12 protein-coding genes and 1 pseudogene are annotated in these 12,193 nt (G+C 66.5%); 6 read left to right on the top strand and 7 right to left on the bottom strand.

Annotated elements, in window-relative coordinates:
- From H289_RS0110765 to H289_RS0110785, 5 genes are read right to left on the bottom strand one after another with little or no spacing between them, the layout of a single operon-like run.
- A complete protein-coding gene (locus tag H289_RS0110765; protein WP_081633371.1) occupies positions 1–423 on the bottom strand; it encodes a MaoC family dehydratase in 423 nt (140 codons plus the stop codon).
- Positions 405–1,379, bottom strand: a complete 975-nt coding sequence (locus H289_RS0110770; RefSeq protein WP_020100799.1) for a bifunctional MaoC family dehydratase N-terminal/OB-fold nucleic acid binding domain-containing protein — start codon at positions 1,377–1,379, stop codon at positions 405–407. Before H289_RS0110770 ends, H289_RS0110765 begins: the two co-directional genes overlap by 19 nt.
- Before the next feature lie 11 nt (positions 1,380–1,390).
- Positions 1,391–2,554 carry an acyl-CoA dehydrogenase FadE29 gene (gene fadE29 / locus H289_RS0110775; RefSeq protein WP_020100800.1) on the bottom strand — a complete coding sequence of 388 codons (1,164 nt, stop codon included), beginning with the start codon at positions 2,552–2,554 and terminating at the stop codon, positions 1,391–1,393.
- Positions 2,554–3,558, bottom strand: a complete 1,005-nt coding sequence (locus tag H289_RS0110780; protein WP_020100801.1) for an acyl-CoA dehydrogenase family protein — start codon at positions 3,556–3,558, stop codon at positions 2,554–2,556. Before H289_RS0110780 ends, fadE29 begins: the two co-directional genes overlap by 1 nt.
- Positions 3,559–3,606: 48 nt before the next feature.
- The gene (locus tag H289_RS0110785; RefSeq protein ID WP_020100802.1) at positions 3,607–4,854 is read right to left on the bottom strand and encodes a cytochrome P450; all 1,248 of its coding nucleotides are present in this window, start codon (positions 4,852–4,854) and stop codon (positions 3,607–3,609) included.
- A gap of 157 nt (positions 4,855–5,011) precedes the next feature.
- Here H289_RS0110785 and H289_RS0110790 point away from each other — a divergent pair, with 157 nt between their 5' ends.
- From H289_RS0110790 to H289_RS0110810, 5 genes and pseudogenes are all read left to right on the top strand, one after another.
- Positions 5,012–6,163 (top strand): steroid 3-ketoacyl-CoA thiolase, encoded by a 1,152-nt coding sequence (locus tag H289_RS0110790; RefSeq protein WP_020100803.1) that lies wholly within the window; start codon positions 5,012–5,014, stop codon positions 6,161–6,163.
- Positions 6,164–6,185: 22 nt separating this feature from the next.
- On the top strand, positions 6,186–6,680 hold the full coding sequence (locus H289_RS0110795; protein ID WP_020100804.1) for a nitroreductase family deazaflavin-dependent oxidoreductase: 495 nt from the start codon (positions 6,186–6,188) through the stop codon (positions 6,678–6,680).
- A 122-nt stretch (positions 6,681–6,802) separates the two neighbouring features.
- Positions 6,803–7,096 (top strand): hypothetical protein, encoded by a 294-nt coding sequence (locus H289_RS0110800; RefSeq protein ID WP_020100805.1) that lies wholly within the window; start codon positions 6,803–6,805, stop codon positions 7,094–7,096.
- Between the two features lie 208 nt (positions 7,097–7,304).
- Positions 7,305–7,937, top strand: a pseudogene (locus H289_RS34070) (histidine phosphatase family protein); the annotation flags it as partial.
- Between the two features lie 780 nt (positions 7,938–8,717).
- Positions 8,718–9,635, top strand: a complete 918-nt coding sequence (locus H289_RS0110810) for an LLM class F420-dependent oxidoreductase (protein WP_020100807.1) — start codon at positions 8,718–8,720, stop codon at positions 9,633–9,635.
- 64 nt (positions 9,636–9,699) lie between these two features.
- Here the strand turns inward: H289_RS0110810 and H289_RS0110815 are convergent, their stop codons facing one another.
- Both H289_RS0110815 and H289_RS0110820 read right to left on the bottom strand, forming a co-directional pair.
- On the bottom strand, positions 9,700–10,605 hold the full coding sequence (locus H289_RS0110815) for an SDR family oxidoreductase (RefSeq protein WP_020100808.1): 906 nt from the start codon (positions 10,603–10,605) through the stop codon (positions 9,700–9,702).
- Between the two features lie 10 nt (positions 10,606–10,615).
- On the bottom strand, positions 10,616–11,380 hold the full coding sequence (locus tag H289_RS0110820; RefSeq protein ID WP_036420420.1) for an SDR family oxidoreductase: 765 nt from the start codon (positions 11,378–11,380) through the stop codon (positions 10,616–10,618).
- Positions 11,381–11,437: 57 nt separating this feature from the next.
- On the opposite strand from H289_RS0110820, the gene echA20 reads away from it, so the two are divergent.
- A complete protein-coding gene (gene echA20, locus H289_RS0110825) occupies positions 11,438–12,193 on the top strand; it encodes a (7aS)-7a-methyl-1,5-dioxo-2,3,5,6,7,7a-hexahydro-1H-indene-carboxyl-CoA hydrolase (RefSeq protein WP_020100810.1) in 756 nt (251 codons plus the stop codon).

A 12,193-nucleotide genomic window follows, 5' to 3' on the forward strand; every position in this document is an offset into this window, starting at 1 on the left:
TCACTGCGCGACTCCCATCGTGAGCGTCGAGGTGGCGATGACGTGGTCGCCAAGGCTGTTGCTGCCCACCACTTTCAGCGTCACGAGGTCGCCCTCGACAGCGGTCACCTCACCACGGAAGGTGATGGTGTCGTAGGCGTACCACGGCACACCGAGACGCAGCTTGATCGACTTGATGATGGCGTTCGGGCCGGCCCAGTCGGTGACGTAACGCCCCACCAGACCGGTGTCGGTCAGGATGTTGACGAAGATGTCCTTGGAACCCTTGGCCTGTGCCTTGTCCCGGTCGTGGTGCACATCCTGGTAGTCCCGGGTGGCGATGGCGGTCGAGACGATGAACGTCGGGTCGCCGTAGATCGACAGTTCTGGCAGCTTGGTGCCCACGGTGGCACTGACGGTGGCGGTCACTTCGCTGCCTCCCATGCGTACAGGCTCCAGGCCGGACTGACGTCGCTGTCCGGGAAGTCGAGGAACGTTGCGCTGACCGGCATTCCGATCTTCACATCGTCGTGCTCGACGCCGCGCAGCTCACCGAGCATGCGCACGCCCTCTTCGAGTTCGACGAGCGCGATGATGAACGGCAGGCTGCGGCCGGGCACCTTCGGCGCGTGGTGCACGACGTAGCTGAACACCGTGCCGCGGCCCGAGGAGACGACGTAGTCGATCGGAGCGTCCTTGTCCTGCCAGATCGCCGGCACCGGCGGGTGCTGCAGCGAACCGTCGGGCCGCTTCTGGATCCGCAGTTCGTGCGCGTTGACGCCGTCCCAGAAGAACTGGGTGTCGCGCGACGACGACGGCCGCATCAGCTTGTCCGGGTCCAGATCCGATAGAGCGGAACCGGTTACATCCTTCTCCTCGGCCTCCTTACCCTGCTTGTTGGCGGGCAGGAACTTCATGATGCGCCAGTCCATGTCGGCGACTTCCTCGTCGCCGACATGCCAGCGGATCTTCTGGTTGACGAAGTAGCCCTCGCCCAGCGCCGTCTGCTTCGGACCCACCACGTCGGTGACCTCGGCGCTGATGCTGACGCGCTCACCCGGCTGCAGGTAGCGGTGGTAGGTCTGGTCGCAGTTGGTGGCGACGACGCCGACGTACCCGGCCTCGTCGAACAACTTCATGATCCGGGCCAGCGGATCGTCGTCGGACCGGGTGCGGCCCAGGCCCATCATGGTCCAGACCTGGATCATGGCGGGCGGCGCCACGATACCGGGGTGCCCAGCGGCCTTGGCCGCCACCTCGTCGACGTAGATCGGGTTCTTGTCGCCGATCGCGTCGGTCCAGTGGTGAATCATGGGCTGGTTCACCGGATCCCGGCTCAGGGTCGGTTTGCTGCGCCCGGATGCGACGATCTCGTCGATACCGGCCTGAAGATCAGTCATCGATCGCCCTCCTACCGCGAAACCCGCGGAACCTTGAGGCCCGATGCGGCGATCATCTCGCGCATGACCTCGTTGACCCCGCCACCGAAGGTGATGACCAGGTTGCGCTTGGCCATGGTGTCCAGCCACTGCAGCAACTGGGCGGTATGCGTGTCGGCCGGGTTGCCGAAGCGCCCAACGACCTCTTCGGCCAGCCGGCTCACTTCCTGAATGCGCTCGGTGGAAAAGACTTTCGTCGCGGCCGCATCGGCGACGGCGATGTTCTCGCCGGACGAGGCGACCTGCCAGTTGAGCAGTTCGTTGAGCCGCATGATCGTCTTGATCTGCCCCAGCAGCCGCTTGGCCTCCGGATTGTCCAGCGGGACAACGCCGTCGGAGCCCGGCTGAGAGGCCCAGCTGTGCACCTGCTCGTAGATGCCGGCCACGCGACCGGCCGGGCCCAGGCCGACGCGCTCGTGGTTGAGCTGCGTGGTGATGAGCTTCCAGCCGCCGTTCTCCTCACCGACCAGCATGTCGGCGGGCACCCGCACATCGTTGTAGTACGTCGTGTTGGTGTGGTGGGCACCGTCGGACAGGATGATCGGGGTCCAGGAGTAGCCCGGGTCCTTGGTGTCGACGATCAGGATCGAGATGCCCTTGTGCTTCGCCGCAGTCGGGTCGGTGCGACAGGCCAGCCACACGTAGTCGGCGTCGTGGGCGCCGGTGGTCCACATCTTCTGGCCGTTGACGATGTACTCATCGCCGTGCCGCACCGCGGTGGTCCGCAGCGACGCCAGGTCGGTGCCGGCTTCGGGCTCGGAGTAGCCGATCGCGAAATGAACCTCACCGGAAAGGATTCCGGGCAGGAACTTCTTCTTCTGTTCCTCGGTGCCGAGCAGCTGCAGGGTGGGTCCCACGGTCTGCAGCGTGACCATCGGCAGCGGGATGTCGGCGCGGTTGGCCTCGTTGATGAAGATCTGCTGCTCGATGGGCCCGAAGCCCAGGCCGCCGTACTCCTTGGGCCAGCCCACACCGAGCTTGCCGTCGCTGCCCATGCGCTTGATGACGGCGCGGTAGGCCTCGTTGTGCCGGTCGGTCTCCATCGCCGCCGCCTCTTCGGGCGTGATCAGCGTCGAAAAGTACTCGCGCAGTTCGGATTGCAGCTTGCGCTGTTCCGCGGTCAGGTCGATAAACATCAGGCTCCCACCAGATCGAGACGGTGCGACGGACCCCCGAGCAGGCGGTTCAGGTCCTTGATCGAGGAGTAGTAGCGGTCCATCGGGTAGGTGATGTCCATGCCCATGCCGCCGTGCAGGTGATGGCACAGCCGCATGGCCGGCGGGGCCTGCGAGGTCAGCCAGTAGCCCAGGATCGCCAGGTCCTCGGCTGCGTCGAGCCCCTCCGACAACCGCCACACCACGGAAGTGGACACGAGATCGATTGTCCGCGAGGCGATGTAGACCTCGGACAGCTGCGCCGCCACCGTCTGGAACGTGGACAGCGGCCGGCCGAACTGCTCGCGGGTCGCGGTGTAGTCGGCCGTCAGCCGCAGCGCACCGGCCACCAGGCCGGCACCGAACGCCCCGATCATGGCCAGCGCCAACTCGTTCACCCGCGCCACCGTGGCACCGGCCAGCACGTCGTCGTCGGCCACTGCCACGTCGGTGAAGGTGACGACGTATTCGTCCGAGCCGTTGGCGGTCGGGGTCTTCTCGACCGTCACACCGGCGGCCTTCGGTGACACGACGACCACACCACTGTCGGTGGTGACCAGCAGCCACTGCGCCGTCTCGGCATACGGCACACCGATTTTGGTGCCGTTGAGCTTGCCGCCGGCGTAGCTGGTCGACGGCTTCTCCGGCAGCTGGTTGCCGGCTTCGTTCAGTGCGGCGGACAGCACCGCGCCCTGCGCGACGCCCGCCAGGTACCGGTCCTGCTGCGCTTCGGTGGCCAGGTCGACCAGCGGCACCAGGGCGAGCCCGATGGTGGCGAGTGCCGGTCCGGTGGTGCCGCGCCGACCGATCTCGGTCAGCGCGGTGGCCGCCTCCGGCAGCCCCAACCCGTCACCGCCCAAGCGGTCCGGCACTGCCAGTGCCACGACGCCACCGGAAACCAGTGCGTCCCAAGTGTTTTCCCGCTCGAGCACAGAGGTCACCACATCGGCGACAGCCTGCTGCTCGGGGCTCGGTGTGAAATCCACCCGAATCCTCCTTGATTCGTGTTACCGGACTACTGCAGTCAGTCGCCGTCAGTGCTGGACGGGGCACTTACCCGTGTAGTCAACCTGCCAGTGCTTGATGCCGTTGAGCCAGCCCGACATGAGCCGCTCGGGCTCACCGACCGAGGCCAGGTCCGGCATATGGTCGGCGATGGCGTTGAACATCAGGTTGATGGTCATGCGCGCCAGGTTGGCGCCGATGCAGTAGTGCGCGCCGGTGCCGCCGAAGCCGACGTGCTGGTTAGGCGAGCGCAGGATGTTGAAGGTGTGCGGGTCCTCGAACACCTCTTCGTCGAAGTTGGCCGAACGGTAGGACATGACGACCCGCTCGCCCTTCTTGATCTTCACGCCACCGAGCTCGGTGTCCTCCAGCGCGGTGCGCTGGAATGCGGTAACCGGTGTGGCCCAACGGACGATCTCGTCGGCGGCCGACTCCGGACGCTCCTTCTTGTACAGCTCCCACTGGTCGGGGTTCTGGGAGAAGGCGATCATGCCGTGCGTGATCGAGTTACGGGTGGTCTCGTTACCGGCCACGGCCAGCATCACCACGAAGAAGCCGAACTCGTCGTCGGACAGTTTCTCGCCGTCGAGGTCGGCCTCGATCAGCTGCGTGACAATGTCGTCGGTCGGGTTCTTGGCCCGCTCTGCGGCCATGTTCATGGCGTAGGTGATCAGCTCGAACGACGATGCGGCCGGGTCGATGTGGGCGTACTCGGGGTCCTCGCCTGCGGTCATCTCGTTGGACCAGTTGAACAGCTTGTCGCGGTCTTCCTGCGGCACACCGAGCAGTCCGGCGATGGCCTGCAGCGGCAGTTCGCACGAGACCTGCTCGACGAAGTCACCGGTGCCCGACGCGGCGGCGGTCTCGGCGATCTTCTGGGCCCGCTCGTTCAGCTCGGCCTGCAGGCGGCCGATGGCTCGCGGGGTGAAGCCGCGGGAGATGATCTTGCGCAGCCGGGTGTGCTGCGGGGCGTCCATGTTCAGCAGCACGGCGCGCTGCACGTCGACGGCGTCACGCGTCATGGCCTGCGGCCACACCGGAATCGCGCCATCGGGCGCGCTGCCGAAGATGTCGTTCCGCTTCGACACCTCTTTGACGTCGTCGTAGCGGGTGACGATCCAGTAGCCCTTGTCACCGAAGCCACCGGTGCCGCCGGGCACGTCCACCCAGTGGATCGGCTCGGACTTGCGCAGCTCCGCGAGTTCCTCGACAGGCAGCCGCTCCAGGTTGAGGTTCGCGTCCAACAAGTCGAGATCGGACGGGATGGGGCAGGGCATGGTGTCTCCTTGGGGAATCCAACGCCTCAGAACAGGGTTCCGAGACAAATCCTTCTAGTTCGGCGTTGCGACCATTGAAACACGCCTTCACCGCAGATAAAAGGCACGTCCCGATGATTGCTTGTCAGAGTAATGAAACGTGTTCTAGCCTGAGGCCATGGGTAATCCTGTCATCGTTGAAGCCACTCGTAGCCCCATCGGCAAGCGAGGTGGCTGGCTGTCCGGCCTGCACGCGACCGAGCTTCTGGGCGCCACGCAGAAGGCTCTCGTCGAGAAGGCCGGGCTCGACGCCGGCGACGTCGAGCAGCTCATCGGCGGCTGCGTCACGCAGTACGGCGAGCAGGGCAACAACATCACCCGACAGTCCTGGTTGGTCGCCGGATTGCCCGAGCACGTCGGCGCCACCACCATCGACTGCCAGTGCGGCAGCGCGCAGCAGGCCAACCACCTCATCGCGGGTCTGATCGCCACCGGCGCCATCGACATCGGCATCGCCTGCGGCATCGAGGCCATGAGCCGGGTGCCGCTGGGCGCCAACGGCGGTGGCGCCCGCGCCGCCTCGTGGGACATCGACCTGCCCAACCAGTTCGAGGCCGCCGAGCGCATCGCCAAGCGCCGGGGCATCACCCGCGACGACATCGACGCGCTGGGCTTCGCCTCGCAGGCCAAGGCCAAGCAGGCCTGGGCCGAGGGCCGCTTCGACCGCGAAATCTCGCCCATCGAGGCGCCGGTCATCGACGAGAACAAGCAGCCCACCGCCGAGCTGAACCTGGTCAGCCGCGACCAGGGCCTGCGCGACACCACCCTGGAGGGCCTGGCGTCGCTGAAGCCCGTCATCGAGGGCGGTATCCACACCGCCGGCACCTCATCGCAGATTTCCGACGGTGCCGCCGCGGTGCTGTGGATGGACGAGGACAAGGCCAAGGCGCTCGGCTTCACGCCCCGCGCCCGGATCATCGCGCAGGCCAACGTCGGCGCCGAGACCTACTACCACCTGGACGGCCCGGTGCAGTCGACCGCCAAGGTGCTCGAGAAGGCGCGCATGTCGATGGCCGACATCGACCTGGTCGAGATCAACGAGGCGTTCGCGTCCGTCGTGCTGTCCTGGGCTCAGGTGCACAAGGCCGACATGGATAGGGTCAACGTCAACGGCGGCGCCATCGCGCTGGGCCACCCGGTGGGTTCCACCGGCTCGCGGCTCATCACGACCGCGCTGCACGAGCTGGAACGGACCGGCAAGTCGACGGCGCTGATCACGATGTGCGCCGGCGGTGCGCTGTCCACCGGCACGATCATCGAGCGCATCTAGAGCGAGGAGCAGGGTCGCCACCATGGCCGACGGGGAAATGAGCGACAGGCAGCTGAAGATCCTGAATTCCAAGGGAATGCAGGTCGGCTTCAAGTGGATGTCGCGGATCAACACCTGGGCATTCCGGGCCACCGACGGCCGGATCGGCGCCAAGTGGCGGCTGGGCTCCAAGCCCGTCGCCACTCCCCCGCCCGTCGGGATCCTGACCACGATCGGCCGCAAATCCGGCGAGCCCCGCGACAGCCCGTTGTTGTACCTGCGTGAAGGCGACCGCATCGTCGTCGTCGCCTCGCAGGGCGGCCGCGACACGCACCCGATGTGGTACCTGAACCTGGTTGCCAACCCGAAGGTGAAGTTCCAGGTGCGCGGCGAGAAACTGCAGCTGACCGCCCGTGAGGCCACCGATGCCGAACGCGACGAGTACTGGCCCAAGCTCGACGCCATGTACCCGGACTTCGTCGACTACCGCTCGCACACGGACCGGAAGATTCCGATCATCCTGCTCGACCCGGCCTGAGCACAGACCGAAAAAAACTCCCCTGGACGCCCGTCGTCCCAGGGGAGTTTTTTCGTGATCGGTGAACCGATCAGGCCCGGCGATCGTGATCCGAAAGGGGCTCTCACGATCGGAGAAATCTCATGAACCGCTCCATCATCCTCCCGTGTGTGGTCACCGCATTCGTCGCGCTGTCGCCCGCCGGCGTCGCCCTCGCCGACAACCCACACGCCCCCGGCACCACCGGCCAACCCGGCAAGGAGGCCAGCGACAACCCCGCTCTGAAGCCGCCGGGCTTCAGCAGCCAGGGATTCGCCAACGCTGAACAGCATTACGCGGGAAGCGAATTGAACCCGAACAGGGGAAACACGGACAAGGCCGTCAGCCAATACGACGTCGCCGGATTCCAATGGGAGCAGCACCACCCGGCAGGCTAGGCGCGGCGCCCTGTGCGCGCCAGCAAAGTTCATCCGGTAATTGACGGAAGAGACTAGACAGATTCATAGATGTGTACATAGTGTGGCCCTGCACACATCCAGGGCCAACACTATGGAGCCGTCTATGTCATCAATGGTCCGGCTGAACCACAGCCGAACATTCAAACGCGGGGCTCGAGCCGCGGCCGTTCTGGTCGCCGCCGTCTTCATGTTCCTCACCTCGGCCTTTTCGGCCTGGGCCACAACGAACATCACCATCACGTTCGTCCGGCACGGCGAATCCGAGGGGAACGCCTCGGGCCTCATCGACACCAAGATCCCGGGCCCCAACCTGACGACGACGGGCCAGACCCAGGCCCAGACGGTGGCCGGCGTCCTCGCCAATGACGGCCTGGCACACGACGCCATCTTCGCCTCGGACATGGTGCGCACCCAGCAGACCGCAGCGCCGTACGCGACCGCGACCGGCATGCCGGTGACGGTGCTGAGCGGTCTCCATGAGGTGCAGGCCGGCATCTTCGAAGGCCAGTCGCAGGACTCCGGCTTCGCCCGCATCCTCTACGCGCTGATCCCGCTGTCCTGGGCCACCGGCAACCTCCTGATGCCGATGCCCGGTTCGCCCGATGCCAATGGCGCGGTCTTCCAGGACCGGTTCAACGGCGCGGTCGACGACATCTACAACAGCGGCGCGCAGAACCCGGTGGCCTTCGCGCACGGCATGTCGATCATGGCGTGGACCCTGATGAACGTCGAGAACCCCGACCTCACCCTGATGCTGAAGCACCCGCTGGGCAACACCGAGATCGTCACCGTGACCGGCAACCCCGAGGACGGCTGGACCCTGGAGAACTGGGGCGGTATCGCCGTCACGCAGAACCCGGCCCTACCCACCAAGCTGTTCGTCAACGTACGCGACGCCGTCAAGGTGCCGCAGATGGCGCTCTACAACGTCGCGAAGGCCCTGCGGACCGGCAACATCGCCAACGTCGCCAACGCTATTCGGGACGGCGTGTTCGATACCGCCAAGGCCGTCGTGAACCTTCCGATCAACGTGGTCAAGAGCGTCGTGAAGTCCATCCAGACCGGCACCGTCTTCAAGGCGGCACCCCCGCCGGCGTCGGTGCAGGCCGTCACCCCGAATACCGCCGCAGCGAAAGAGGCCGACAGCGCCGACAAGCCCGCGGTGACGCCGACGCTCGCCAAGCAGGTCTCCGCCCTGAAGCCGGCCACCACCGGCACGAAGGACAAGACCGTCAAGACCACCAAGGTCGACGACACCCCGGCTGACACCACCAAGGCCGACGACGTCAAGGCCGGCGATACGAAGGCCGGTGATTCCAAGGCCGAGGACACCCCGAAGGCCGGCACCGGCGACAAGGGCGCCGAGGACAAGGGCACCAAGGTCAAGAAGGACAAGCCGAAGAAGGACAAGTCCGATAAGGCCGACAAGCCCAAGGCCGAAAAGCCGAAGAAGGCGGAGAAGCAGCAGAAGGACAAGGCCGCCAAGGCCGACGCCGCCAAGTAACAACAGCAAAGAGGCTCCCCCAGAACGAGTTTCGTTCTGGGGGAGTTTTTCTTTCCGCGCCGGAATCGGCGGCCGGGCCCCGTCGTTGTCGTTGATATGCCGACCGGAGTTGTGCTGGACCCCGACCGTACTTCCGCCAATCATGTCGCTGCCGCGATCGACCAGGCCCGCCGCGCCTACAACGCCGGCGTCGGCCAAGTGTGGATAGCCCAGCAGTTCGACCACGACGCGATCTCGCTCGCCGGATACGTCGGTGCCGCGGTGCCGGGCCTTGGCGTCGGCACCTTTGTCGTACCGGTCAACCCGCGCCACCCGCTGACGCTCGCCTCCCAGGCGCTGACCGCTCAAGCGGCCACTGGCGGAAACTTCAGCCTCGGCCTCGGGCTGGGTGCGCACGCTCCTGAACAGGTGGCTTTCGGTACCGCGTGGCCGAACACCATCGGCCGGCTGCGCGAACACCTGCAGGTGCTGCGGTCGATCCTGGATACCGGCACCGTCGACTTCCACGGCGAAGAATTCACCGCAGCCCCAGAGTTTCCGGTGACGGTCGCCGGTGGCACGCCCCTGCCCGTCTATGTCGCGGCCATGGGGCCCAAGGCATTACGTGTGACAGGGGAATTGGCGGACGGCACCCTGCCCTATCTGGCCGGGCCGCGCACCATCGAGGAATTCATCGTGCCGACCATCTCCGAGGCGGCAATCGCGGCCGGCCGACCCGCGCCCAAAGTGATTGCCGCGGTACCCGTTCTGGTGACCGACGACGTCGACGAGGGCCGCAACCGCGCGGCGGAGGCTCTCGAGTTCTACGCGACGATCCCGTCGTACGCCAAGGTGATCGAACGCGAAGGCGTCGACTCGGTCATCGATCTCGCGGCGGTCGGCACTGCTTCGCAGGTGTCCACTCAACTGCGCCGCTACCTCGCCGCAGGCGCGACCGATGTCGTACTCAGTCCGCTCGTCCGCACCGGCATCGCGGCGCTCGAACCGATCTGGGATGTCGCCGCCACGCTGTGATGCAGACCAAAAAAGCGTCCCCGCAACGTGATTCGTTACGGGGACGCTTTTGCGATCGCGGCTGTTACGAGCCGTAGACGGGCACCGCGGGACGCGCCTTGGCCAGCAGATCGGCGACCACGGGGCCCAGCTCGGCCGGGTCCCACTTGGCACCCTTGTCGATCTCGGGGCCGTGCGCCCAGCCCTCGGCAACACGAATCTTGCCGCCTTCGAGCTCGAACACCTTGCCCGTGACGTCGCGCGACTCCACGCTGCCCAGCCACACCACCAGCGGGGAGATGTTGTCGGGGGCCATGGAGTCGAACGCCTGGTCCTGGGTGTTCATCGCATCGGCGAAGACGGTCTCGGTCATCCGGGTACGAGCCGACGGCGCGATGGCGTTGGCGGTGACGCCGTAGCGGCCCATCTCGGTCGCGGCGACCAGCGTCAGCGCGGCGATGCCGGCCTTGGACGCACTGTAGGTGGCCTGGCCGACGCTGCCCTGCAGGCCGGCGCCCGAGCTGGTGTTGATGATGCGGGCGTCCACGGTCTCGCCGGCCTTGGCCTTGGCGCGCCAGTACGCGGCGGCGTGCTTCATGGTGGCGAAGTGCCCCTTGAGGTGCACCGCGGTGACGGCGTCGAATTCGTCTTCGGTGGCGTTGGCGAACATACGGTCGCGCACGATGCCGGCGTTGTTCACCAGCACATCGAGGGTGCCGTAGGTATCGACGGCCTGCTGGATCAGGGCCGCGGCCTGCTCCCAGTCGGCGACGTTCGAACCGTTGGCCACGGCCTCACCACCGGCGGCGACGATCTCGTCGACCACATTCTGCGCGGCGCTGCCGCCACCGGCGGGCGAACCGTCCAGGCCGACGCCGATGTCGTTGACCACGACGCGGGCACCTTCCGCGGCGAACGCGAGCGCGTGCTCACGCCCGATGCCGCCACCGGCACCCGTCACGATGACCACACGGCCGTCGAGCAATCCCATTGATCTCTCCTTATTTGTTGGCGCTAGACGTTTCCAGGTATTGCGGCGGCTCTCCGCCGCCGTGCACTTCGAGGGACGCACCGCTGACGTACGACGCGGCCTCGGAGGCCAAAAATGCTGCGGCCCAGCCGATGTCGGTGGGCTTGGCCAGCCGCTTGAGCGGCACGGTCGCGGCCACGGCGGCGACCGACTCGGCGTCGCCGTAGAACAGTTCGGACTGCTCGGTCTCGACCATGCCGACGATGACGGAGTTCACCCGGACCTTGGGCGACCACTCGACGGCGAGCGTCGTGGTCAGGCTGTCGATGCCGGCCTTGGCGGCGCCGTACGCACCGGTGCCCGGCGTGGGCCGGTGCGCGCTGACGCTGGAGATGTTGACGATCACGCCGCCGGTGTCCTGCTGCTGCATCACCGCATTGGCGTGCGTCGAAACCAGCAGCGGCGCAATCAGGTTGAGCTCGATGATCTTGGTGCTGAACTTGGCCGACGCATCGGCGGCCAGCGCGAACGGCGAGCCACCGGCGTTGTTGACCACGACGTCCAGCCGGCCGTGCTTGGCGACGATGGCGTCGATCATGGCCTTGACCGCCGCGTCGTCACGAACATCGCAGGCGTGGAACTCGTAGGGCAACCCCTCGACCTCGCGCCGCGCGCAGGTGATCACAGTGGCACCCTGCTCGGCGAACACCGCGCTGATGCCGGCGCCGACGCCGCGCACACCGCCGGTGACCAGCACCACGCGACCGGCCAATTGCAGATTGATTCCAGCAGTCACTGTGCTAGCGTACCAAGCAAGTGCTTGCTTAGGTACCCGTCCCCCAGGAAGTGACTGATGACCATCACCACCAAGACAGTCGAACCGGGCATCGTCTCGGTCACCGTGAACTACCCGCCGGTCAACGCCATCCCGTCGGCCGGTTGGTTCGAACTGGCTGACCAGATCACCGCCGCCGGGCGCGACAAGAGCACCCACGTGGTGATCCTGCGGGCCGAGGGACGCGGCTTCAATGCCGGCGTCGACATCAAGGAAATGCAGAACACCGAGGGCTTCGGCGCCCTGATCGATGCCAACCGCGGCTGCTACGAGGCGTTCCGCGCGGTGTACGAATGCCAGGTCCCGGTCATCGCGGCCGTCAACGGCTTCTGCGTCGGTGGCGGCATCGGCCTGGTCGGCAACGCCGACGTCATCGTCGCCTCCGACGACGCGAAGTTCGGCCTGCCCGAGGTCGAGCGTGGCGCGCTGGGCGCCGCAACCCACCTCTCGCGCCTGGTCCCGCAGCACATGATGCGCCGGCTGTTCTTCACCGCCGCGACCGTGCCCGCCTCGACGCTGCAGCACTTCGGTTCGGTGCACGAGGTCGTCCCGCGCGAGGAGCTCGACGAGGCCGCGCTGCGCGTCGCCCGCGACATCGCCAGCAAGGACACGCGCGTCATCCGGGCCGCCAAGGAGGCACTGAACTTCATCGACGTGCAGCCCGTCAACGCGCGCTACCGCATGGAGCAGGGCTTCACCTTCGAACTGAATCTGTCCGGCGTGTCCGACGAGCACCGCGACGAGTTCGCGGGGACCAACAAGGGGTCGAAATAA

This window comes from Mycobacterium sp. 360MFTsu5.1 (assembly GCF_000383495.1).
In the GTDB taxonomy this organism is placed as follows: domain Bacteria; phylum Actinomycetota; class Actinomycetes; order Mycobacteriales; family Mycobacteriaceae; genus Mycobacterium; species Mycobacterium mucogenicum_B.

What these genes read in the sequence shown, in the direction of transcription:
- H289_RS0110765 (WP_081633371.1), bottom strand. Translation starts at nt 423, where the DNA reads ATGGGAGGCAGCGAAGTGACCGCCACCGTCAGTGCCACCGTGGGCACC.
- H289_RS0110770 (WP_020100799.1), bottom strand. Translation starts at nt 1,379, where the DNA reads ATGACTGATCTTCAGGCCGGTATCGACGAGATCGTCGCATCCGGGCGC.
- fadE29 (WP_020100800.1), bottom strand. Translation starts at nt 2,554, where the DNA reads ATGTTTATCGACCTGACCGCGGAACAGCGCAAGCTGCAATCCGAACTG.
- H289_RS0110785 (WP_020100802.1), bottom strand. Translation starts at nt 4,854, where the DNA reads ATGCCCTGCCCCATCCCGTCCGATCTCGACTTGTTGGACGCGAACCTC.
- H289_RS0110790 (WP_020100803.1), top strand. Translation starts at nt 5,012, where the DNA reads ATGGGTAATCCTGTCATCGTTGAAGCCACTCGTAGCCCCATCGGCAAG.
- H289_RS0110795 (WP_020100804.1), top strand. Translation starts at nt 6,186, where the DNA reads ATGGCCGACGGGGAAATGAGCGACAGGCAGCTGAAGATCCTGAATTCC.
- H289_RS0110800 (WP_020100805.1), top strand. Translation starts at nt 6,803, where the DNA reads ATGAACCGCTCCATCATCCTCCCGTGTGTGGTCACCGCATTCGTCGCG.
- H289_RS0110810 (WP_020100807.1), top strand. Translation starts at nt 8,718, where the DNA reads ATGCCGACCGGAGTTGTGCTGGACCCCGACCGTACTTCCGCCAATCAT.
- H289_RS0110815 (WP_020100808.1), bottom strand. Translation starts at nt 10,605, where the DNA reads ATGGGATTGCTCGACGGCCGTGTGGTCATCGTGACGGGTGCCGGTGGC.
- echA20 (WP_020100810.1), top strand. Translation starts at nt 11,438, where the DNA reads ATGACCATCACCACCAAGACAGTCGAACCGGGCATCGTCTCGGTCACC.